This is a genomic window from Roseivirga sp. E12, from assembly GCF_017592825.1.
Lineage (GTDB): Bacteria > Bacteroidota > Bacteroidia > Cytophagales > Cyclobacteriaceae > Roseivirga.
In genome coordinates this window covers 49,219-73,644 of the sequence record NZ_JAGFMD010000004.1, presented here as the reverse complement: position 1 = coordinate 73,644, position 24,426 = coordinate 49,219, and the positions used below count along the sequence as shown (strand labels likewise).

Sequence of the window (24,426 nt, the reverse complement as noted above, 5' to 3'; positions counted from 1 at the left end):
TTTTTGTTAAGTGGGTCAATCAAAGTAAGAGGCCTAGCATTGCTACAAGCTAAGCACAAAGTTACTTGGGTCCAGTCAGTAGATATATTTCTGCAAACTCATAATGTGGAATGCATGGTTTTACTGGAGTTGAAGACATGAGAGAGTGACACTGCGGTTTTTCCAGTCTTAATTAAAATCGCATAACTTACAGCTAAGTCATTTTTCTTTCGTTGATGCTCAATTGGGACATAATTCCGGCTTCAGTAGGTATTATACAGGCAATTATCTTTTCTTTTCTGATTTTGTCCAAGAAATCCATTGCTACCAAAGACATCATTCTTTTGTTTTGGTTCTTTATTTTCTCTATTCACCTAAGCCTTATCATCCTTACTGGCTTTAACAATACAACCGCTATACTGGTCCTAGCAAAGTCACTGACTTTGTTGCATGGCCCTTTTTTCTTGCTCTACACCTATACGGTCTTCGGACAATTTAAGAGGCAACTCCTTATTCACTTTATCACCTTCCTGCTTTTTTTCATAGTAGGGCTTTTTGTCAGTAACAGTCTTGTGGCTCAACGCTTAGAGTCTGTAATGACCATCACCAAAGTACTTACACTTATTGGTTACCCTCTCTTCATTCTTTTTTGGACAAAGGGAAACCTACAAGGTGTAAAGAATAAAAGGGCAGACAATTTCATATTGGATCTAAGGTGGATCAATTCTCTGGCCTTGTTAATGATGACATATGCTCTCTTAGGAATTCTACATGTTTTAGCAGAGCTCTTATTCATGATGCAATTCTCCAATACGCTAGATCTTGGAATTTATACACTGATGATCTCGGTGATAGGTTTCCTTGGACTCAAATTCGGCAGGCTTTATACCCCCGAGGTTCAAACAATGCCTCCTCCGTCAAAGCCTTACAAGAATAGCCCCTTGAGCAAAGTTCAAATTCGTGAGATTAGAAGGAAGATTGATGTCTATTTCGAAGAATCGGATGACTTCTTGAATCCCGACTTCAAACTATCCGAACTGTCGAAAAAGGTAGATGCTCCAAAGCATCATCTTTCCGAAGTAATTAACCTTGAAATGGGCACGACTTTTTATGACATTATCAACGCCAAAAGGATTCAATTTGCTACTCAGAGAATGCTTGATAAAAGCGATACACATATCTCCTTAGAGGGATTGGGCTATGAATGTGGTTTCAACACCAAATCGGCTTTTTACCATCACTTTAAGAATTTCACTGGCAAAACCCCTGGTCAATTTAAATCAGAAATTCGTCCTGATTAATTAAGAGATTCTATTTGACCCCCCGAACAGTATTGATTTGTAAAAAACAAGTCAATAAATGAAAGCAATTAACCTAACTAAACTTGTTATCACAGTCTTCCTTATTTCGTGGTTAGGCGTGATACCTTCTTTACTCATTGCCTATAATATTCAAATTCCATCAGCACTCAAATCGTTGGATATCCTCATGACATTAGGTCCCCTCTTGGGTGCCTCTATCTTCATTTACCGATCCGGTGGCAAAACAGGTCTTAAGTCTTTCTTTAAGAGACTCTTGTTAGTAAGAGTGAACATCAAAACTATTGCTGTTGCCGTTATGGCTCCTCTGATCATCACCATATTGGCATCATTTGTTGGGTTTAAGCTATCAACTACATCCTGGCCCGAGTCTTTTAATATTGGGTCTATAGTATCAAATGCCCTTGCATTTTTTGTCATGTATCTAATCGTCAATACGGAGGAATTAGCCTGGCGAGGAGTCGTTTTTGATAAGTTATTTGATGAACATGGTTACTTCAAGGCCTGTCTGATCATCATTCCGATTTGGTGGTTGTTTCACATGCCATTATTTCTTTTCCCCAATGGACATCAAGCTGGCTATGGTCTTATAGAGTTCACTATCATTGTGATTTCCCAGAGCTTCATCTTAGGATGGATATATATTCAAGGAAAAAGGAGCTTACTCTATGTTCACTTACATCACCAGCTAATCAATGGTTTAGGTCAGGCATTTCCAATTTTTCCGGTATTAATTGGAGGCAACATGCTTCCTTTTTGGTCCTTTTGCACACTTATGGCCCTACTCGCACTTTTAGTGATATTCAATGCGAAAACACAGCCCAACAAGTTTAAGAAGCTCAAATAAAGCTTAAAACCTACCGACAAATTTGATGCTCGCACTCATATCATGTCTATTTAGAATTAAACCGAAATTCTACTTTCACAGTCTACAAACACGGATCTGACCTCAATTAGATCCAAAGTAGAGCGCATGACATTTTTATTAAAAGGTATAGTATCGAAACCTTCTCTTTGCCATTCTCGTGAATATTGACATTATTTGTTTTGTATACAGAAAACAAATCAGTTGATGACCCAAGAAACTATTAGCAGCCAGGAAGAGATTGTGCTCTTAAGTGTCGGAAGCCTTGAACCAGAGGCCTATGCCTACGGCATTCAAAAGGAAATTAAAGACCAAGCAAACCTAAATTGGTCACTCGGCACGATTCACACAATACTCTATCGCCTTGAAAACAAGGGATTGTTAAAATCTGCTATGGGAGGAGCCTCTGAAAAACGAGGAGGTCGAAGCAAACGGCTCTACAGCCTCACGGCAAAAGGCTATGGCAACATTCAACAGATTCAAGAAACTCGACAGGCCATGTGGAACAGGTTAGCGACAAACAAACCTTCCTTCTAATGGAAAAGAATCCGAGTCATTCACCACCAAAAAGGGCACAAAGACTCCTTGAGCGGTTTATTGATGACCAATGGTGGAATGAATTGGCAGGAGATCTTGAAGAGCAATTTGAAGATAACATTGATCAAAAAGGCTTAACAAAGGCAAAACTCATCTATTGGATAGAGGTCATCCGGTTATTTCGACCTCACCTTTTTAAACGAACCAAACAGCACGCTAGGATCATGATGACAGGGAATCACCTCAAAATATCGTATAGAAACCTTAAGAAGAATAAGGTATATGCTTCTATCAATATTCTAGGCCTATCTATAGGCATAGCCAGTGTCATGCTGATCGCCATCTACGTAAACTATGAGACTTCATATGACAAATTCTTTCAAGATAGTGACCGGGTATATAGAGCTGCACTAGAAAGGGTCTATCCTGGAAGAGTAAAGACTTTCGGAACCTCATCCATTATGTTGGCACCTACTTTAAGGGAGAACTACCCACAAGTGGAAGCGGTCACTAGGCTTCATCGGCTATTCTTTACCAATGAAGTTCCGATAGGTTTTCCAGATAACGATCGAACCTTTTTAGAGACGAAATTCCTTTTCGGTGACTCACTCTTCTTCAAAGTATTCTCACATGAGTTCATTGTTGGCGATGGTGACAATGCCCTGAACAATCCAACGGATGTGGTTCTGACAGAGTCCACCGCCATGAGGTACTTTGGTACAACCGATGCAGTAGATAAAATCCTGAACGTTAATAATGGCACGCGAAGGGTTACAGGAGTGATTAAGGACATTCCAGCCAATTCGCATATCCATTTTGACCTATTGGGCTCCACTAGATCTGTACCGCAACTGAACAATGCTATTGACATACAAAGCTGGGTTAACCCATGGGTATATACCTACCTTAAACTGAAAGAGGGGGTCGACCCAGTGTCCTTCGAAAAAGAATTTTCTTCGCTAGTAGACACTTATGGTGGGGCCAGTATAGCTCAAACCTCTGGTTCAGACTGGAAAGAAAAAGGGCATCAATACAACTATTTTCTACAACCCATTGAGTCTATCCATCTGGAGTCGCAGCTCGATGTCGAGGTAGAGCCCAATAGCGATATTGTATATGTCTATATTATCTCAGTCGTAGCACTCATCATCCTGACTATTTCGAGTATCAATTTTGTAAACCTATCCATAGCTCGATCTACCGAAAGGGCCAAAGAAGTAGGTATACGCAAAGTGATGGGTTCGCAACGATCGGCATTGATTTCTCAGTTTCTTACAGAGTCTATATTCATCTGTTTGATCGCCTCGGTAATTTCCATTGGTTTGGTATTTATCGGCATACCTCAGTTCAATCGAATCCTTGGCACCTCACTAGACTTCGGCACCATCATTCAACCCATCGCTTTGGTAATGCTCATCGCATTTATCTTAATTATTGGGATTGTTTCGGGGTTTTACCCCGCCCTTGTCATTTCGGCTTTACAGCCTTCCAAAGTGTTAAAAGGGAGTTATAAAAACAGTAGTAAAGGAATCTGGCTCCGGAACGGACTTATCACCTTGCAGTTCGTCATTTCCATTTTTATGATCTCTGGGTCAATAATCGTGAGTCAGCAAATGAAATATTTGACTAACAAAGACCTAGGTTTCAACAAAGACAATCTGATGGTGATCCATCAAACGGGAGGTTTAGGCACCAATTACAACGCTTTTTACAATGAGGTTTCTCAACTCAGTACCGTGCAGAAAGCTGGTGGCTCTACTTTCATTCCCGGTGAATTCATGGGCAGTGGCGTCTTTTACGTAGATGATTCCGATGTCGGGGCAGTTCGCGGCAACACCTTAAGTGCTAATCAGGAGTACATTGAAACCATGGAATTCGATATTGTTATGGGTCGAAATTTCGACCGACAGTACAATGACTCCCTAAAGGTTATTGTAAACGAAGCCACGGTCAAGGCCATGGGTGTTGAAGACCCCATCGGTATGAAGTTTCTGAGTAATAATAACCCCAATGCACCTACTTTCGAGTTCACAATCATTGGCGTTGTGAAAGACTATAATTTCTACTCTCTCCACTCTGAAATAGGCCCCATTTTTATGTTTTATGGGCTCAGTAATTTCACCCCTAGTGTGACCGTACTTCGGTTGAATCAAGGCGACATCACAGCAACTGTTGATCAAGTTCAAGCCAAGTGGGAAGGGCTTACCGAGCAGCCTTTCAAATACTCCTTTTTAGATGACAATCTTGAACGACAATACGAGGCAGATCAGGCGTCAACTTCTGTTTTTGATATCTTCACGTTGATTGCCATTATCATGTCTTGTACAGGTCTCTTCGGCTTGGCAACTTATGTAGTCAATCAGAGAAGTAAAGAAATGAGCATACGCAAGGTGCTTGGCGCCTCGTTACCGAGCATCATTACGGTTTTTGCGAAAGACTTTTTGCTGCTGATCATGCTCGCCTTTGTAATAGGCTCCCCTATCGCTTATTTCGCATTGAGAGCTTGGCTCAGCAACTTTGCCTATCATATTGACATTGGTATTTTGGCCTTCTTACTTGCAGGATCTATTACCGTTTTACTGGTTTTCATTACAGTCAGTTACCAAGGTATCAAAGTCGCTTTGGTCAATCCGACAAAAGTGCTCCGAAGCGAGTAAACATGATTGTATGAACTCATAATTCTTAGTAGCTTGACGTTATCACAAAAGTCAATTAAGAATGAATAGACTCACCTTCAGAAACGGAGATAAAATAGATGCAATAGGGCTTGGAACGTGGAAATCGGAGCCTGGAGAAGTAGGTCAAGCTGTAAGAGACGCCATTAAGATTGGCTATCGACATATTGATTGTGCTTGGATTTATCAAAACGAAAATGAAATTGGACAGGCTTTTCAGGAAGCATTTGCTGATGGGGACGTGAGTCGTGAGGATTTATTCATCACCTCCAAGCTTTGGAATTCGTTTCATGCACCACAAGATGTTGAAAAAGCAGTTAGAGAGTCATTAGACGCTTTGCAGCTCGACTATCTTGACCTCTACCTAATTCATTGGCCGATCGCCCATCAGCCTGGAGTTGTTTTTTCAGAAGATGCCAGTGGTTTCGCACCTATAGAGGACTATCCTATAGCTGATACATGGAAAGCCATGGAAGCACTAGTAGACAAAGGCTTGGTGAAACATATTGGTGTCTCCAACTTCAATATTCCTAAGCTGCAAAAGCTGATAGAAACGGCCAAGATAATTCCTGAAATGAATCAGGTAGAATCACATCCTTTACTAGCGCAGAATGACTTAGTTCAATTCTGCAATGACAATCAAGTCCTTTATACCGCTTATTCCCCCCTAGGGTCTAGGGATAGATCTGCCGGTATGAAAGGCAGCGATGAGCCAGATATGTTTGAAAATGAGGTACTCAAATCAGTAGCAAACAATCATGGCGTTCACCCTGCACAAATCTTGATCAAGTGGGCTGAGGCTAGAGGCACCTGCGTTATTCCGAAATCGGTTAATCCTTCTCGGTTGAAACAGAATTTAGCTTCCGCTGAAATTGAATTAAGTGAGGATGAAATGAACCAGGTTAATGGCTTAGACAAAGGTTATCGCTTCTTAGACGGAAAATTCTGGGAAAGAGATGGTGGTTATTATACTGCTGAGAGTCTCTGGAACAACTAGAAGTCGTCTAAATAAAAAACCCCGACTAAAGCCGGGGTTGGTAATCAAAAATCTATAACTCTTGTAATTATATTTTTCTGACGTCTACTGCATTAGGTCCTTTCTTACCGTCAGCAATCTCGAAAGACACTGAATCACCTTTGGTGATTTCGTCAATTGTACCTGAAACGTGAACGAATACGTCAGCTCCATTTTCGTCATCAACGATGAAGCCGAAGCCTTTCTCATCATTGAAGAATTTTACGGTACCTGTTTTCATTGTAATTTGTATTAAAAGATTATAAAATAAATAAAGTCCCAAAACTAATAATTAGTTTGGGACTTACCATAACTAGAGCTATGAAAAGGCTATTTATCGTACGTCACGCCAAATCGAGCTGGGATTCTCCCTACCTCTCAGACTTTGATCGCCCCCTCAACAATAGGGGCAAAAGAGACTTACCCGATATGGCAAAACGATTTCTAGAAACAGGTTATCAAGTAGACTTGATCATTGCATCACCGGCAGAAAGAGCCTGGACAACCGCCAAGGGTTTTGCCGAAACGCTAAGCATTGCCGATGAAAAGTTTCTCGATGATGAGCGATTCTACCATGCTGGTACTTCAACCCTCAAAGAGGTTATTTCAGTTGTTGATGATAGCGTTGACAACCTTATGATTTTTGGTCATAATCCAGGGCTGACATCATTGATTGGTGACCTTTCAGACTTTAACCTCTATAATCTACCTACCTGTGCGGCATGTGGTATAGCGTTTAACATAGGCTCATGGCAACAGATTTTAAATACTCAGGGAGAAAAGTTTTACTACGACTTCCCTAAGTCTAGAGCATAAATTCGCTCAAATCTTTGTCTTCAATCAATCCGCTTAAGCGATCATTGACCATCTCTTTAGTAATTGACACCTTCGCGTTAGGCGGAATCTGCTCTGGGATATCGAACAAAATATCGTTCAACAGCTTACTCATCACTGTATGAAGTCTCCTCGCCCCAATATTCTCAACTTCAGCATTGATTTGAAATGCCAATCTGGCCAGTTCATGTAATGCTTCATCCGTAAAGTCTAATGATACCCCCTCTGAATCGATCAAAGCCTCATATTGCTTGGTCAATGCGTTTTTTGGTTCTTTCAATATGCGATAGAAATCATCTTCTGTCAGGCTATTGAGTTCCACGCGAATTGGGAATCTACCCTGCAGTTCAGGGATTAAATCTGACGGTTTAGCTACATGAAATGCTCCGGCCGCAACAAAGAGGATATGGTCTGTCTTTATAACTCCATGTTTGGTATTTACAGCACTTCCTTCAACAATAGGAAGAAGGTCTCTCTGAACCCCTTGACGGCTCACGTCAGGTCCGCTGCTACCTCCTTTACCTGAACCTGCGGCTATCTTATCAATCTCATCGATAAAGATAATTCCGGTATTTTCTGCTTTAGTAATGGCTTCTTCTTTTACCTCATCCATATCGATGAGCTTTGCACTCTCCTCTTCAATAAGCAGCTTCTTGGCTTCGGCAATAGTAACCTTACGTTTCTTTTGCTTCTTGGGCATTACGTTGCTGATCATGTCTTGCAGGTTGATCATGGACATTTCGTCCATGCCTCCTCCTACCATGCCCAAGCCATTTGATGAGGCTTGAATTGAAATCTCAATCTTGCGATCATCAATTTCACCAGACCTGATCTTAGCTCTAAAACGCTCACGTGTCTTCTCATTCAACTCGCTGTCGCTCATCTGAGAAGCTTCTTTGTCATCAGTTTGGAAACCTGCATTAGGCTTCACTGAACGCACTGGAGGAATCAGTGCATCTAGAATGATGTCTTCTACGGCCTGTTCTGCCTTCTCCTTTACTTCTTCCTTTTTAGAATGTTTTACTAGGTTCACAGACTGCTCAACTAAGTCGCGAACCATACTCTCCACATCTCGTCCAACATAACCCACTTCGGTAAACTTTGAAGCTTCCACTTTGGTGAAAGGTGCATCGGCTATGTTCGCCAGCCTTCTGGCAATCTCAGTCTTACCTACACCTGTTGCACCAATCATAAGGATGTTGTTCGGCACTATTTCTTTCTGGATTTCTGATTGCACATGCATTCGTCTCCAACGATTTCTCAATGCAATGGCTACATTCTTTTTAGCATCAGCTTGTCCAATGATGTATTTATCAAGTTCGGCAACAATCTGCCTTGGGGTCAAATAACTCTTATCAATCATTTCAATTCTTGTTTATAATACCATTCAGATTCAAATTCATCTGAAGTGTATTGCTGCCACCAGCGGTATGGTACAATGCCCTACTGTAGGCAAATTCAAATCTTTTTACTTTGAACATAAAGCCGAACGAGAAGCCGGCTCCTCCACTGGCATTTCCAAGCTTAAGTTCTTGTCTGAGTAAATGGTTATAACCAAACCTCAATTGAAAATTTGGTGAGGCGATTAATTCGGCACCAAATACCAACCTTCTAAATATCTCTTCTCCAAAACCAGGTTCTTCACTTTGACCAAACAACGCGTTAGTCGATGGATCGAAAAAAGTAACGTCTGAACGCACCAAATTCCTTGCAGTTACTGAAAACCTAAAGGGCATAAACTCAGGTTTATAAGAAATACCCAATTGAATATCTGTTGGTAGCTGACTTTGGTTTTCTTCGGTATAGTCGGAAATCAAAAAACCAATATTCTTAATTACAAAGCCCACTGTAAGGTCCCTTTCCGGATGTAGAAATGTTCCTCCGATATCAAGAAGTAATGCCGATGCTTGGAAAGAGGCCAGGTCAGATACTGCAATCTTTAAGTTAGCCCCGACTCTAAACGGACCGAATTCCTGACTATTTGTAACCGAAAAAGCATACTCATTGACACTGAAATCACCATTGAGAAAGCCCGCCTCATCGAAACTCTGAATATCTCCATAGTTGAGATAGTCGAGATGAAATGCCCATGTGCCATATTTCTTAATCGGTGTAACATAAGTCAGGGAGGTATTAGAGATATCAGCAAAGTAACCCAGTCTTGAAATCACCAGTTGATGTTGCATGGTGTCGTTCAAGATCGCGGGGTTAGAAGTTATCTGACTAGGGTCGTACCAACCAGATGTGATATTATACCCTCCCAAGGCAGCTATTCTTGCATTATTGGGCAAGTTCAGATACTCAAAGGCACGACTACCACCAAGCTGTGCATTGGCAAATTGCCAACATAAAAAAAGAAGTGCACACAGCAGTAGACGGGTTTTCCTCATTCAAAATGGATATCTAATGAAAATACGCTGAATTTTAGTCCTCAACTACAAATTTGATCGGATTATCTACTTTTTGATTGGTCAGCGCAATATCCAAGACTTCATTGGCCTTCTCTACAAAATGAAAACTCAATCCTTTCGTGTACTGCTGATCGATTTCGTTGATATCTTTTTCGTTTCTCTTACTGAGAATAATTTCCTTGATACCTGCTCTTCTAGCCGCCAAGATTTTTTCCTTAATGCCACCCACCGGCAGCACATTTCCTTTTAAGGTAATCTCACCAGTCATGGCTAGTTTATTCTTTACCTTCCTTTGTGTAAAAAGCGAAGCCAAAGCGGTTAGCATAGTTATACCTGCTGAAGGGCCATCTTTTGGTACTGCCCCAGCAGGAACGTGCATGTGCAGATCATACTTATCAAAAGCCTTATAATTAATGCCATAGACATCCGAATTAGACTTGAGGTAAGAAATAGCGGCCATTGCCGATTCTTTCATCACATCTCCCAGTTGACCCGAAAGTGTAAGCTTGCCTTTACCTCTACTTAAGCTCGACTCAATAAAAAGAATTTCTCCACCGACAGCCGTCCAAGCCAAACCTGTAACCACGCCAGCGTACTTATTGTCGTTATAAATCTCTTTATCGAACCTTTGACCACCCAATACTTTTTCGATGAATTCGGTTGTAATCTTTTTAGGGAACTCCTCTTCAAGTGCGATTGACTTCGCTACGCTTCTAATCACTGAACCGACAACTCTTTCGAGACTTCTCACTCCAGATTCACGCGTGTATCCCTCCACTATAAATTGAATAGCTTTCTTGTCAAAAGAGACATCTCTTGGTTTTAAGCCATGCTCAGCCTTTTGTTTAGGGATTAGGTGCCTCTTGGCTATTTCGATCTTTTCTTCAATAGTATAGCCTGAAACTTCAATGATCTCCATTCTATCTCTAAGCGCAGGCTGAATGGTATCTAAAGAGTTTGCAGTAGCTATGAAAAGTACTTTTGACAGATCATAGCCCACCTCAAGGTAGTTATCTGTAAACTCATGGTTCTGCTCAGGATCTAAGACCTCCAACAAAGCGGAAGATGGGTCCCCTCTAAAGTTTGAGTTCACTTTATCGATTTCATCTAACACAAAAACAGGATTCGAAGAATTCGACTTCTTAATATTTTGAATGACCTTACCCGGCATCGCCCCGATATAGGTTTTCCTGTGACCTCGAATCTCGGCCTCGTCATGAACACCACCAAGTGACATTCTGACATACTGGCGATCAAGGGCTTTGGCGATCGAACGCCCCAGAGAGGTTTTACCAACACCCGGAGGTCCATAAAGACAGAGGATGGGTCCCTTCAGATCATTCTTAAGTTTTAGTACCGCCAAGTATTCTAAAATCCGATCCTTAACTTTTTCTAGGCCATAGTGATCGTCCTCCAATATCTTCTTCGCTCTCTTAAGGTCTAAGTTGTCTTCAGAATATTCGCCCCATGGTAAATCGACCATAAGCTCTGCATAATTCATTGCCACGGGATACTCTGCAGCCATTTGATTCATGCGAAGGATTTTGTCTAATTCCTTATCGAAATGCTTGGCTACTTTTTCTGGCCAATTCTTGTCTTTTGCTTTTCTTCTTAATGCTTCAACTTCCTGCTCAGGGCCGCCATCACCCAGTTCGGTTTGGAGCACTTTCATTTGTTGACGAAGGAAATAATCACGCTGCTGCTGATCGATATCAGAATGAACCTTGTTCTGAATCTCATGCTTCAATTCGAGCATTTGCACTTCTTTCATCAAGTGTTGCAGAAGGCTGGTTGCGCGCTCAACACCGTCATTGATTTCAAGCAATTCTTGCTTTTCTTTTAGTTCCGCATTGATGTTAGATGACAAGAAATGAACCAAGAAACTTGGTTTTTCGATGTTCTCAAGTGCCACCTGAGCTTCTTTAGGAATTTCAGGGTTCAATGTCATGATGCGATTTGCAGTATCGCGAATTGACTGAATAATAGCCTTTACTTCTTTTGACAGACGCTTCGGAAAGTTCTCTTCAAGGTATTTGACCTTAGCCTTTAGGTAGGGAGTTGTGGTTGTAAATTCCGTCACCTCAAAGCGCTGTTTCCCCTGTACGATTATTGTTGTATTGCCATCAGGCAGGACGAGCATCTTTACAATCTTCGCAACCGTTCCGACTTTGAAAAGGTCATCCGAAGTAGGGTCGTCTACTTGAGGGTTTTCTTGGGTGAGCACCCCGATGGTCTTGTCGCCCTTATAGGCTTGCTTTACGACTTTTATAGACTTCTGTCTTCCAACGGTAATTGGAATCAAAACACCTGGGAATAATACCGTATTTCGAACTGCCAATATGGGTAGTTCTTCAGGCAGATCTGCTAACTGAGTACTGTCGTCTTCATCTGGAGCGATCATCTGAATGAACTCTCCACTCTCCTCTTCGCTTAGCTCAGCGGCCAAAATCGATCCTATTGTGTTCTTATCAATCTTCATAATGGGGTGTCAATCTGACACACGATGTCAGAAAAATTAAGTCTACCCCATATTGCAAGCGCTATGCCAATCGTTTTCTTGTCATGAACTCCTTTTTCATAGTTCCGTAAAACGGATAACTTTGTTTTCATAAATTCACCTATCAACAGCAATTAATCCATGCTAAGAAGAAGCATTGTCTTGACACTCCTTCTACTCTGCTACTCACTTGTAGCACATGGACAACTATTCAAAAAAAGGACAAAAAAAGTAGCCCTGACTTCTGATTCAGTAACTGTTGACATCTCTGATCTAAGCTTTCCTAACATTAATAAGACACCCGTCTACATCAACAAAAAGCTAGAAAAGAAGATTGATAAACTAGACAAAGAGCGCAACTGGAGAGAGCTCTATCCTGAGCTCAAAAAGTACGTATCCAACTTCGGCACACAGAATTTTGCCCACCAAACTTATTATATCTGGCGACTGGCTAAGCTTACTGAAATCTACGGATCACCCGAAGAAGCCAAACCCTTGTACGCTTTGGTACTCAAACACTATAGACAAGGACTCGACATACCAGCCATCATGGCAAGGTATGATTCACTAGACAAGAACAAGAAGTCTTACTACGTTCCACTGGAATACTATTACGACTTGGTAGATTATAGGAGAAAGGTAGACACATTAATACCTCCACGTAGCGTTTTGACTAGTATGGGACCAAGGGTCAATTCTACTAATGAAGATTATGCGCCAATGGTTTCAAGCAATGATTCCATTCTAATCTTTACCTCAAAAAGGAATTCTGTAAACACGGGCATCAACAAGTACGTCAATGAGGATTTGTTCTATACCCTAAATACTGGAACCGGTTGGAGCACTGCGGAAATGATTCCAAACATCAACTCGCGCTACAATGATGGTTCTGGATACTTATCGCAAAGCGGAAAGTCTCTATTCTTTTCCCGATGTGAGGCGCCAGACGGCTATGGCAACTGCGATTTATATGTTTCCAATTTCCAAGGAGATACACTCTGGACACAGCCAGAAAATCTTGGAGAAAAGGTTAATTCAGATCAATGGGATTCGCACCCAAGCCTTAATGCTACCGAGGACACACTGTATTTCTCATCCGACCGCAGAGGTGGGTTCGGTCTTGCCGACTTATACTTCAGTGTCAAAGACAAGAGAGGAAGATGGGGTGAAGCCCAAAATCTTGGCCCTACAATAAACACAAGAAACAACGAGGTAAGCCCATTTTATCACCGTGAATTCGATGTCCTCTACTTCAGTAGTAATGGCCATTTACTCAACTTTGGTGACTACGATATCTACAAAGCTTATAGGGCATCCGGTCAATGGTCTGAGCCGATTAACATTGGCCCATTGGTAAATGGAATCGGCACTGAATTCTACTTCAGTATCGATCAGAGTTCTGATTTTATTTTCTACTCTAGGTCCAAGGAAGAGAGCATGAAGAACCTTGACCTTTACTCATTTCCATTACCCATGGCGGGACAACCACTGGCCACCACTAGGTTCAATGGCAGAATCAGCGAGGTCACAGGTAAAATTCCTAAGAATGCTATTGTTTCAATTATTGATTTAGACGAAGGAGTTGAAGTCGCCCCAAAGTTCGCCAGAGATGATGGCACCTTCGAATTCGACTTGATCAACCAAAGAAACTACCTCCTCATTGTTCAGGGAGATGATTTCTTCAGGTTAGAAAAATTGTTCTTCTTAGATGGTGACACTGACTATGAGGGAGTAGTCGAACAGGTTGGCAGTAAGATCGAGTTTTCCACCATTGAATTTGAAAACGCGAGTTCAAAGATATTGCCTGTAATGGAGCCTGACCTTAATAAGGTCATTGACTTCCTAATTGACAACCCAACTTTTAACCTTAACATATCTGGTCATACGGATTCAAGTGGCAACCCCCTTTCCAACCTCAAGCTATCGCAGCAACGCGCTGACGCTATTAAGAGATACATTTTGGGCAAAGCGTCAATCAATCCACAACGCATCTTCGCTATGGGCTATGGTAGCGAGCTTCCGATCATCAAGGAAGAGAAAACTGAAGAGGACAAAAGGTTGAATAGGCGAGTCGAATTCGAAATCTATCGTGACCCGCCTAAGAACCAATTCAATAATGAAAATGAGTGAGCTAGGCCACTCACCTACTTCTAATAATTCGACATTCCTAAGGACATCATTTATTAAATGAATTATTAACGTTTTATCAATTGCCTGTTATTTCTGTACCCATTATATTATTAGTAAATATAAATTAATATAATACTGGAATATTGAAAAAATTGACTGCTGCTTCTATAGTGCTAGCCTCTTTATTTATTGGTTGTTCCACAGGTTCCATTAAAACCAAAGTAGAAATCCGTTCTATAGAGATTGATTTAGATAGAACTGAGGAAGTCATACGCTTATCTGAAGTTGTAGAAGGCATTGAATACATATTTCTTGAGAAGGGTAATTTCATAGGCAGTTTAGACAAAATCTATTCGCATGGTGATAAGTACTACCTGCTTGATAAGAAGGGACAGAAAGTGCACGTCTATGACAGATATGGTCGGTTCATAGGACAATTGTTTGCTCAAGGGCCAGGCCCTGAAGAGTATTCGAGTATTGATTTTGCCGAAATCAATAGACAAGACGGGACTATTGACATCTTCGATATTGTAGGTAAAAAAATTGTATCCTACGATGATGAAGGAGCTTTCGTAAGAAGCATCAAAGCTCCCTTAATAAGTCGTGACTTTACAACAACCGATGACGGAGGATACTTATTCTATTGTCCAGATGAACAGAACCTTGCTTTCGGCAAAGAATTACAGACGGGGGTTTATTATCTCTCAAAAGACGGTAGAAAACTCAACTTGGTAAATCCAATTGGAGGGCTAAATTTTAGTCCAATTCTCACCCCTTATTCTTTCGTTAGAAATGGACCTAACGTTGACCTATTTTCATGTTATTCCGACACCATTTTCACATTTGACAATAACAGCGTATCGAGCAGACTATTAATGATGTATTCAGAACCTACGAATTTTAGACTACTCGAAGATCCTAGGTTCACCCAAAAACTTGCATCCGACAATACGGCTTTACTCAAGATTTATCCATTTAGCTCAAATGGTTTCCTTTCGTATGTCTTCAGCAAAAATGGAAAATCATACATCCTAGTTAAAAAGGAATCTGAAGTCTCTATTGTGGAAAAGGTGATAAATGATTTAGACGGAGGGCATCCACTAATTCTGAATTCATTTCCAAAAGGTGATGACTCTCTAGTTGCGTTTATAGCAGAAAACAACATTCTGACCATAGATGAAATGACAGGAGACAATCTCAAGTATTTAGATAAGAATAACATCATACTCGATTCCGCAAAGCTAGATCGAAGACAGAAGGCTATTGATCATGTTTTAGGGCCGGATCGAAATGGTGACGGTCACCCAGTACTAATTGTTGCCAAATTAAAAGCGCCTGTTAGTCTTGATAGAAATTAAATTCGATCATATCCCGAATAGCTTCAGAATGTCATTACCAAAGACAAAGACCATTAAGGCCAATAGAATGATCATACCTACTTTCTGAGCGCCTTCCAAGAATTTATCTGAAGGTGCCTTTCCAGAAATCATTTCGAAAAGCAAGAACATCACATGTCCTCCATCTAATGCAGGTATTGGCAACAAGTTCATAAAGGCAAGAATCATTGAGATAAAACCTGTGGTAAACCAGAAAGCATTCCAATCCCAAGTTTTAGGGAACATTTCAACTATGCCGATTGGGCCACTCAAACTTCTGGCAGAAAGTCCACCAGTAAACATTTTACCCATAGCTCGGGCATTGAGAATGACCATACCAAATGCCTCTGAAGTACCCTTTGTGATTGACTCTCCAAAAGTGTAATCCTTCACTGCAGTTTCCAATGTAGAGCCAACCATAATACCAATTGTAGTATCTGGATTAACAGCTACATTGAACTCAAGAGGGCTACCCTCTCGTTCTACTTTTATAGTCACTGACTCACCTGCGTAATTGGCTAAAGTACCTCGCATCTGATCCCAGTAGTCGATTTTAGTATCCTCTATATAAGTGATTTTATCTCCCATTTGAATCCCAGCATTCTTGGCATTCGAATTGGCTTGATATTCCTTATCCTTCGGATAGGCTACCAAAAATGGAAGTCTTGGATTAAGATAATTGCTTCTAAAACCTTTGTCTTTAGACATAATGTCGAGCGCATCACTCGGCACATCTATTCTTATTTGTTGTCCATCTCTTAAAACAGTATAGTAGGCGTCAGATTCAAGAAAAACAGATGGATTGGTCACCTCGCTAAAACGCTCGTAAGATTCCCCATTAACATTAAGAATGATGTCACCTGTTTTAAAACCAAACTCTTCACCATAGTCGAAAGCTTGGATACCGCTCTTCATTACCACTTCACTAGGCACATACTCGTCACCTGTGTTATAAGTCAGAATGATCATGGCAATTACACCTGCCACTACATTGACGAAAATGCCACCAAGCATTACGATCAGTCTTTGCCAGGCCGGTTTAGAACGAAACTCCCAAGGCTGTGCTGGTTTAGCCATTTGCTCCTTGTCCATCGACTCATCGATCATACCGGAGATTTTTACGAATCCACCCAAGGGAATGGCTCCAAGACCATACTCCGTTTCTCCTTTCTTGAATGAAAATATGGTGGGAGGAAAACCAATGAAGAATTTCTCGACCTTCATTCCAAACATTTTGGCTGTCAGCATATGACCTGCCTCATGTATCCCTACTAAAATTGAAAGCGCCAGCAGTAGCTGGGCTATTTGAACAATGGTTTCCATTAAATTTTATATGCGTTTGCTAATTCTCTAGTTTCTGTGTCGGACATGACATAGTCCTCATACGTTGGCTTCTTAATAAAAGATGTCTTTGCCAAACAATGCTCAATTAGGTCAGACATTTCCAAAAAGCCTATTTCATCTTTTAAAAACTTGGCTACCGCAACTTCGTTAGCCGCATTTAATATACAAGGCATGTTACCGCCTTGTTTCATTGACTCAAAAGCTAAACTGAGATTTCTGAAAGTTTCGACATCTGGTTGCTCAAAAGTAAGCTCAGGATAATCGATAAAGTTAAATCTCGGAAAGTCAGATTTCATTCTGTCAGGATAGCTCAATGCAAATTGAATTGGAAGCTTCATATCCGGTAATCCCATTTGAGCCTTGATACTTCCATCTTCGAACTGCACCATCGAGTGAATGATGGATTGAGGGTGAACAATCACCTCTATTTGATCCATTCGAAGGTTAAAAAGCCATTTGGCTTCAATTACCTCAAGCCCCTTATTCATCAGGCTGGCTGAATCAATTGTAATCTTTGCCCCCATATCCCAGTTCGGGTGTTTGAGCGCCTGTTCTTTCTTTACTCCAATCAGCGACTCACGATCACGACATCTAAACGGTCCGCCAGAGGCAGTAAGAATAATCTTCTCGATCGGGTTGTGAAACTCACCGACTAAGCACTGGAATATGGCCGAGTGCTCTGAATCTACTGGGTAAATATTAACTGCCTTTTGCTGGGCTAGAGTTGTGATCAACTCCCCGGCTACAACCAAGGTTTCTTTGTTGGCCAGCGCAATGGATTTGCCACTTTCTATAGCCGAAATTGTTGGTTTCAATCCCGCATAGCCTACTAGCGCTGTAAGAACAATATCGATGTCCTCCATTTGGACAACAGAGTTCAGAGCATTTGCACCAGCGTATACTTTGATATCATGACCATCCAATTCATTAAAAACCTCATCATAAAGGCTCTCATTAGTGATCACCACAGTATTAGGCTTAAACTCAATAGCCTGCTTAATCAACAACTCGCTATTATTCATAGCGGTCAACACCTCAACCTCGAATTTATCTGTGTTAGCCCTGATCACATCAAGTGCCTGGGTACCAATAGAACCTGTTGAGCCAAGAATGGCAATATGCTTTTTTGCTGACAAATGGATTTATTTATTGAATCTAATTCAGCCTAATTCATTGAACCTGAATCTGCTGACAGCGGTGCAAATTTAGGCCTTTTTAAAAGGTCACCAAACGCTTCGGAAGATCAGTGTTTCCGAATACCCTTATTCTTCAAACCGCCTTTTAACATGGTTTCGCATTTACACTGGCGATTTAACTATAATTAACACACCAGATAAACCCAATTAACTCCCTAAGCGTAAGTTTGAATAAGAAAACTGACAACACACCGCGCTCCGTAATGGTCAGTTAAATCTCAAGAGCGCATTTTGTATTGCTTATTAAAGAATTGAATATGAAAAGTAAGATTGTCATTGTCCTGATCGCTTTTATTGGCGGAATTGCTGGGGCATTTACTTATCAAAAACTATCTAATACCACTACGATCACCGAGGTTGTACGTGAGATACCAACTAATTTCCAGCAGGCTAATTATGAGCCAGCAGAAAGATACGAAGGAGCATCCGCTGCACTACCCGTTGACTTCAGATTGGCCGCAGAAAAGTCCGTGAGCAGTGTGGTATATATAAAGAATATTCAGCGTAGCCGCAGAAGCATGAGCTTTATGGAATACTTCAACAGAGGCAGAAGTGGCTCTAACAGTGGTATTGCGATCGGCTCCGGTTCTGGAGTTATCTATTCAAAGGATGGCTATATCATCACCAATCATCATGTAATTGAAGGCGCTGATGCGATTGAGGTTCAGCATGAAAAAAGAACCTATACGGCCAAATTGGTTGGTACTGACCCAAGTATGGACATTGCAGTCCTAAAAATTGATGCAGATAACCTACCTGCCATTGACCTTGCACCAAGTCGTGATGTAAGAGTGGGCGACTGGGTATTGGCAGTTGGTAACCCGTTCAATTTAACCTCTACGGTTACTGCAGGTATTGTCAGTGCCATCGGAAGCGATTCCAAAGCCATTCGAGAAAACTTCCCTATCAAGTTATACATTCAAACGGACGCGGCTATTAATCCTGGAAACAGTGGAGGAGCCTTAGTCAATACTGAAGGTGAACTTATCGGCATCAATACCTCAATTATTTCCAGAACCGGATCCTATGCGGGTTATGGCTTCGCAGTTCCTTCCGATGTAGTGGAAAAAATTGTTGAGGACCTTAAGAAGTATAAGGTGGTTCAAAAAGCCTATACAGGTGCTGAGGTAATAGAGATTGATGAAAAAGTTGCCCAAGAAGAGAAGCTAAGGAACTTAGACGGGGTCTTAATTCAGTCCATCAGAAGAAATGGCGCTGCGGATAAAGCTGGTTTAGAGTCTGGTGATGTAATTAGAAAAATAGGTAGTGAACCAATTTCAAGTAAGTCGAGCTTTGAGGAAGTCATTAACGCAATGTCGCCTGGAGATGACATCCGAGTTCAGTACGAAAGAAATAGAAGGCTTTATGAGACTAATTTGACACTGGAAAATATTCTGGGTAATACCGATATTCTGAGCAGTGACAACTCTCTGGATGAAGATGACATCTATTTCTCAGGTTATCTGGGTGCTGAATTCCGAGCCCTCACTGAATCTGAAAGAGAGAGCTTAAGGTTACGCTATGGCGTTAAGGTTAGTAAAATCGACAAGGAGAAGGGTTTCTTCAGAAAACTAGACGACATTGAAGAAGGAGACATCATTGTAGCGGTAAACAGAAAGTACGCGAATAACCCAGAGGCATTAGCCAACTATATAGAACAGTACTATGGGAGAATCTACTTTGAAATAGTAGACAAAAACGGAAGACAACGAACCGAGACTTACAGGTTCAGCAGATAACAAAAAGCCCGATTCGATGGATCGGGCTTCTTTTTTACGCCTGATCTATGATATTCTCAAACTCCTTGCGATAGGCCGAGGGGCTCTTACCCGTAAACTCCTTAAAGGACTTATTAAAGTGGGAGAAGTTATTAAAGCCACTTTCAAAGCTCACTTCGGTAATTGACATTGAAGTTTCAGCCAAGAGCTTTGAGGCATGGACTACCCTAAATTCATTCACGAATTTGGTAAAAGTCTTGCGCGATATCTTCTTAAAGTATCGACAGAAGGCCGGCACCGTCATGCTCACTTCATCCGCAATCTCTTCTAAAGAAATATGTTCTTTGAAATGAGTGCGGATGTGATTGTAGACCAGGTTCATCCGATCGTTCTCTTTCGAATTGACTGCCACCGCCACACCATCAGCATTGAGCACAGTATACTCTTTTGACTCGGCCAGCTCTTTAAGGATAGATAGCAGGCCTATCAATCTACCATATTGATCTGTCCATGCCAATGCCTCAATTTTCTTCCCTACATTGGTCTTGGTCTCACCGTTAAAAGCCAATCCTTTTTTCGAAAGCTCTAGTAACCTTTTAACCAATCCCATTTCGGGTATGTTGAAAAAGTCAGGACCCAAGAAATCTTGTTTGAATTGTATTACGGTTTCAGATTTATTCCCGCTATGCCGATCGGTAAAACCATAGTGAGGCAGGTTCGCACCCATTAAGATCAGTTCACCATCATTAAAATAGGACATGTGTTTACCGATATGTCGTTTCCCGCTACCTCCATTAACATAAACCAGTTCTAACTCAGGATGAAAGTGCCAATTGGCCAGATTATGCTCACATGAGCTATTGTATCTTCTCACAAGAAAACTACTGCCAAAAGCTGGTAATATCTGTTCTAAAGATGGTTTCGTATTCACTGTCTGTTTGCTCATGATTCAATAACCAATTTAGAATGAGTAAGTTCCATAAACCACCACAAAATTAACACTTACATACTCTATATTATCAGTTCAACAATTAATAAATATATATTGGGTTAATATAGAACATATATTGACCAATTTTGGAGTAGTACACAGACTCCCGACCCCATACCTTTGTTGTCATAATTGGTTTAAAACTTAAACGATTAGTAAAATGAAAACGATGAGAAAAGTATTGTTGACAGCTGTAATGGTTATGGCATCAACGTTCGTAATTGCTAATGACACCAAGCCAAGTGTTAGTGTAGAGAAAGTAGGGATGAAGTCAGTGGTAGTATCTACCAAAGGACTAGGTGAAGCAACAGCTCATATTCAACTTAAAGATGAAAACGGATCAGTATTATATAGTGCAGAAACAAACAAGGGACAAAAATTTGCAAAAAGGTTTGACCTCACTGCACTAGAAGCTGGTAACTATACCATCGAGGTTGAAAACGAAGTAAGCTTTACTGCTACTCCTTTATCGATCAATGCAGATTCAGCATGGATTAATGCGGATGATCAAGTGACGATCATCAAACCAGTCATTCGTCAGAACGGTGAAAAACTAGATATCATCTTACCTACTGACAATAATGATAAGGTGTCAATTACCATTTTCGACAGCAAATTCAGAAAATTGACTTCTGAAAGCTTCGGTGGTGAGGCATTGAAAAGGTTTGACCTTTCAAAACTTGAGCAGGGTTCATACACAGTTAAAATGAGAACGAAGGGTAGAAACTTTGTGCAATCAGTTTCTATTAAATAACTAGGATTAGTTAGATGATAAAAGGGGCCATTGGCCCCTTTTCTTTTTTATACGAGTTTCATTTTCATCTTCTTCCTGAGTTCATCCATAGAATTGGAAAACTTGGAATCGATATCCATCATATCACTAACCGACTGGACTGCATGAATTACAGTGCTATGGTCTCTACCACCAAAGTGGTAACCGATAGATTTAAGTGAATGGTTAGTGTATTCCTTACACAGGTGCATTGCAACTTGACGTGCAATAACGATTTCTTTCTTACGGGTTTTGTCTTTGAGATCTTCCACACTTATTTGGAAAAATTCGCCAACCGTCTTCTGGATATAGTCAACACCAACCTCAGACTCAATATCATGAACAATATTCTTTAACGTCTGCTTGGCCAACTCCAGGTTAATATCTGTTTTATTCAGCGTAGCATGTGCGATTAGAGAAATCAAAACGCCCTCTAACTCTCGTACATTGGTATCTACACTATATGCCAGGTATTCCACCACATCATCCGGTATATAAATACCATCCGATTGCATCTTACGCATGATAATGGCCATCCTCGTTTCGAAGTCTGGCATTTGAAGATCTGCCGTAAGACCCCACTTGAATCTAGAAAGGAGCCTGTCTTGTAAACCTTTTAAATCTCGTGGCGCACGATCACTTGACATGATAATCTGCTTACCATTTTGGTGCAAGTGATTGAAAATATGGAAGAACATCTCCTGAGTTTTCTCTTTACCAGCAAAAAACTGCACATCATCGATGATCAAAGTATCTACCTGTAGGTAGAAGTTGGTAAAGCTCTGGATGTTATTATTCTTAATTGCATCGGTGAATTGCGTAGTAAACTTCTCTGAAGAAACGTACAGCACAAAATTGTCACTCGACTGCTGACTAACCGTATTGCCTATGGCCTGAACCAAGTGCGTTTTACCTAAGCCAACACCGCCATAAATCATTAAGGGGTTAAAGGAAGTAATACCCGGCTTCTCAGCAACTGCGATACCTGCAGACCTTGCCAACCTGTTACAGTCTCCCTCTATATAGTTCTCGAAATTATAGCCCGGATTAAGATTTGAATACCTAGAGTCCTTATCCAATGATTGCATCTTGAAAGGATTAATCATCTCAGGCTCGGTAGGCTGTCGGCCCCAACTTTTCTTCTGATTCTGGTTTTGGTTTGGCAAAGTCACCATATAAGGCTGATTTTGCACGCTACCGCTATCCACAATTACCGAATACTCGAGCTTTCCCTCAGGGCCTAACTCGTTTTGCACGCATTCTCTCAATAAGTGAACATAGTGCTCTTCCAGATATTCATAGAAGAATTGACTCGGAACCTGAATTGTAATGGTAGATTCATTTAACCCTAGTGGTTTTATCGGCTCGAACCAAGTCTTGAAACTCTGCTCTCCTACCTGATTCTTAATGAATCCAAGGCAATCCTCCCAAACCGACACTTCACTTTTTACCATCTAATCATTTTGCAATAAGGGCTTCACATTTTCTTTTAGGCGGGGAACAAAAATGATAAAAATTAAATGAACATGAAAGGTGAATCGAGCTCTGAGCCTAAAATAGTTTTCCCCCTTAAAAGCTCTTATCCACATGTATTTTGTGGATAACTATTCTTCACTTGTGATAATGACATTCAAACAAGGTATATACCAATTGACTTAAATTATATCATAAGCCTTAAGAAAAGGCTTAATTTCGCAACAGAAAATTCGAGTGAATGAAGGAAAAATTGTTTGCTGATTTCGAGCCTCAGACAGCTGAGGCATGGAAGTCAAAACTGGTTGCAGATTTAAAGGGGAAAGCATTCGAAGACTTGCTTTGGGAAAGTCAAGGATTCAATGGAAAACCGTTTTATACAAAGTCTGACCTACCATCACCTTTGCCCTCATCGGCAAACCTGCATAGACAACCGGAGTCCTTTGGTCATCGCTATTGGACCAATTATCAACTCATAAAAGTCACTGATTCTAAAACGGCTAATCACAAGGCTTTAGATGCCCTCAACCAAGGAGCCAATGGGCTTCTATTCGACATTAGCGAGCTACCTGATTTCAATGTACTTCTGAATGACATCAAACCGGAATACTGTCAGGTTTCATTCCGTTCAGCAACGCTTGAGACTCCTTATATATATAAGGAGTACTATTCCTACTTAGAGGAGACTCCAGTTGACCTTTCAAAGGTGACTGGGTTTGTAAAAGGTCAAGGAATATTATTCCAAGATTCCATCCCTGGCTTGAAGACCTGCGTTCTTTCGATTTCACCTGGTCATGATCTAATTGATCAGTTAAGCAAGCTCGTAGAATCAGCAGTTGATCATATCAATGACTCAGATTTATCAAAGACGGCTTCCTTAGGGTCTCTTGCTTTTGAAAAATTGATTGGTAAAGACTACTTCCTTGAAATTTCAGCGCTGAGAGCACTTCGGTCATCAGTAAAAGACATTGCTGAGGCTATGGGAGTTAGTGACTACCAACCAACAGTCATTAGTACTTCTCCAAATTGGGATGAACAGATCGAGGATAAACATGATTTCATGCTACAAGCAACCACCATGGCCATGTCGGCCATAGCCGGTGCCACTGATGGTTTATTGATCAATCCATTCTATTCCGTATTTCCAGAAAACCCCATTCTGGCAGAGCGCATAGCGCGTAATATTTCAACTGTCCTGAATGATGAGTCTTATTTAGGTAAGAATGTAGATCCTGCTGCAGGTGCTTACTATATAGAATCGGTGACCAATGATCTGGCTGATGCCATTTTAAAG

The 24,426-nt window shown here is 41.0% G+C and carries 18 protein-coding genes and 1 pseudogene; 11 read left to right on the top strand and 8 right to left on the bottom strand.

Features of this window, described 5'->3' with window-relative positions; genetic code table 11:
- The first annotated feature begins 284 nt into the window (after nt 1-284).
- The 5 genes from J4E76_RS11290 (at nt 285) to J4E76_RS11270 (ending at nt 6,372) form a co-directional block, all read left to right on the top strand.
- Complete coding sequence (locus J4E76_RS11290; RefSeq protein WP_208504238.1) at nt 285-1,280, top strand: AraC family transcriptional regulator; 996 nt, start codon at nt 285-287, stop codon at nt 1,278-1,280.
- A gap of 58 nt (nt 1,281-1,338) precedes the next feature.
- Nucleotides 1,339-2,145: a type II CAAX prenyl endopeptidase Rce1 family protein gene (locus J4E76_RS11285; protein WP_208504234.1), complete on the top strand. Its 807-nt coding sequence runs from the start codon at nt 1,339-1,341 to the stop codon at nt 2,143-2,145.
- 225 nt (nt 2,146-2,370) lie between these two features.
- Entirely contained in the window at nt 2,371-2,700 is a 330-nt protein-coding gene (locus J4E76_RS11280; RefSeq protein ID WP_208504232.1) for a PadR family transcriptional regulator, read from the top strand.
- A complete protein-coding gene (locus J4E76_RS11275) occupies nt 2,700-5,357 on the top strand; it encodes an ABC transporter permease (RefSeq protein WP_208504230.1) in 2,658 nt (885 codons plus the stop codon). The genes J4E76_RS11280 and J4E76_RS11275 overlap by 1 nt, the downstream gene beginning before the upstream one ends.
- A 61-nt stretch (nt 5,358-5,418) precedes the next feature.
- Nucleotides 5,419-6,372, top strand: coding sequence for an aldo/keto reductase (locus J4E76_RS11270; protein WP_208504229.1), 954 nt, complete (start codon nt 5,419-5,421; stop codon nt 6,370-6,372).
- A gap of 67 nt (nt 6,373-6,439) precedes the next feature.
- On the opposite strand, the gene J4E76_RS11265 is transcribed toward J4E76_RS11270, so the two are convergent.
- The gene (locus tag J4E76_RS11265; RefSeq protein WP_208504227.1) at nt 6,440-6,631 is read right to left on the bottom strand and encodes a cold-shock protein; all 192 of its coding nucleotides are present in this window, start codon (nt 6,629-6,631) and stop codon (nt 6,440-6,442) included.
- Between the two features lie 80 nt (nt 6,632-6,711).
- Here J4E76_RS11265 and J4E76_RS11260 point away from each other — a divergent pair, with 80 nt between their 5' ends.
- Nucleotides 6,712-7,206, top strand: a complete 495-nt coding sequence (locus tag J4E76_RS11260; RefSeq protein ID WP_208504225.1) for a histidine phosphatase family protein — start codon at nt 6,712-6,714, stop codon at nt 7,204-7,206.
- On the opposite strand, the gene hslU is transcribed toward J4E76_RS11260, so the two are convergent.
- From hslU to lon, 3 genes are read right to left on the bottom strand one after another with little or no spacing between them, the layout of a single operon-like run.
- The gene (hslU, locus tag J4E76_RS11255) at nt 7,196-8,587 is read right to left on the bottom strand and encodes an ATP-dependent protease ATPase subunit HslU (protein ID WP_208504223.1); all 1,392 of its coding nucleotides are present in this window, start codon (nt 8,585-8,587) and stop codon (nt 7,196-7,198) included. The genes J4E76_RS11260 and hslU overlap by 11 nt on opposite strands.
- Before the next feature lies 1 nt (nt 8,588).
- Nucleotides 8,589-9,614, bottom strand: coding sequence for a type IX secretion system protein PorQ (gene porQ, locus J4E76_RS11250; protein WP_208504221.1), 1,026 nt, complete (start codon nt 9,612-9,614; stop codon nt 8,589-8,591).
- Between the two features lie 34 nt (nt 9,615-9,648).
- Nucleotides 9,649-12,114: an endopeptidase La gene (lon, locus tag J4E76_RS11245; protein WP_208504219.1), complete on the bottom strand. Its 2,466-nt coding sequence runs from the start codon at nt 12,112-12,114 to the stop codon at nt 9,649-9,651.
- Between the two features lie 159 nt (nt 12,115-12,273).
- Between lon and J4E76_RS11240 the strand changes: the two genes are divergently transcribed.
- Both J4E76_RS11240 and J4E76_RS11235 read left to right on the top strand, forming a co-directional pair.
- Nucleotides 12,274-14,262 carry an OmpA family protein gene (locus J4E76_RS11240; RefSeq protein WP_208504217.1) on the top strand — a complete coding sequence of 663 codons (1,989 nt, stop codon included), beginning with the start codon at nt 12,274-12,276 and terminating at the stop codon, nt 14,260-14,262.
- Nucleotides 14,263-14,405: 143 nt separating this feature from the next.
- Complete coding sequence (locus J4E76_RS11235; protein WP_208504215.1) at nt 14,406-15,620, top strand: 6-bladed beta-propeller; 1,215 nt, start codon at nt 14,406-14,408, stop codon at nt 15,618-15,620.
- A 6-nt stretch (nt 15,621-15,626) separates the two neighbouring features.
- On the opposite strand, the gene rseP is transcribed toward J4E76_RS11235, so the two are convergent.
- Both rseP and J4E76_RS11225 read right to left on the bottom strand, forming a co-directional pair.
- Nucleotides 15,627-16,961, bottom strand: a complete 1,335-nt coding sequence (gene rseP, locus J4E76_RS11230) for an RIP metalloprotease RseP (protein ID WP_208504213.1) — start codon at nt 16,959-16,961, stop codon at nt 15,627-15,629.
- On the bottom strand, nt 16,961-18,118 hold the full coding sequence (locus J4E76_RS11225) for a 1-deoxy-D-xylulose-5-phosphate reductoisomerase (RefSeq protein WP_208504211.1): 1,158 nt from the start codon (nt 18,116-18,118) through the stop codon (nt 16,961-16,963). The genes rseP and J4E76_RS11225 overlap by 1 nt, the downstream gene beginning before the upstream one ends.
- Before the next feature lie 317 nt (nt 18,119-18,435).
- On the opposite strand from J4E76_RS11225, the gene J4E76_RS11220 reads away from it, so the two are divergent.
- Nucleotides 18,436-19,917, top strand: coding sequence for a S1C family serine protease (locus J4E76_RS11220; RefSeq protein ID WP_208504209.1), 1,482 nt, complete (start codon nt 18,436-18,438; stop codon nt 19,915-19,917).
- A 34-nt stretch (nt 19,918-19,951) separates the two neighbouring features.
- Here the strand turns inward: J4E76_RS11220 and J4E76_RS11215 are convergent, their stop codons facing one another.
- Nucleotides 19,952-20,842 (bottom strand): AraC family transcriptional regulator, encoded by an 891-nt coding sequence (locus J4E76_RS11215; protein ID WP_208504207.1) that lies wholly within the window; start codon nt 20,840-20,842, stop codon nt 19,952-19,954.
- Between the two features lie 214 nt (nt 20,843-21,056).
- On the opposite strand from J4E76_RS11215, the gene J4E76_RS11210 reads away from it, so the two are divergent.
- Complete coding sequence (locus tag J4E76_RS11210; RefSeq protein WP_208504205.1) at nt 21,057-21,641, top strand: hypothetical protein; 585 nt, start codon at nt 21,057-21,059, stop codon at nt 21,639-21,641.
- A 47-nt stretch (nt 21,642-21,688) separates the two neighbouring features.
- Here J4E76_RS11210 and dnaA read toward each other — a convergent pair whose 3' ends face one another.
- Nucleotides 21,689-23,113, bottom strand: coding sequence for a chromosomal replication initiator protein DnaA (dnaA, locus tag J4E76_RS11205; RefSeq protein ID WP_208504203.1), 1,425 nt, complete (start codon nt 23,111-23,113; stop codon nt 21,689-21,691).
- 260 nt (nt 23,114-23,373) lie between these two features.
- Here dnaA and J4E76_RS20880 point away from each other — a divergent pair.
- Nucleotides 23,374-24,420: pseudogene (locus J4E76_RS20880) on the top strand (methylmalonyl-CoA mutase family protein); the annotation flags it as partial.
- Between the last annotated feature and the right edge of the window lie 6 nt (nt 24,421-24,426).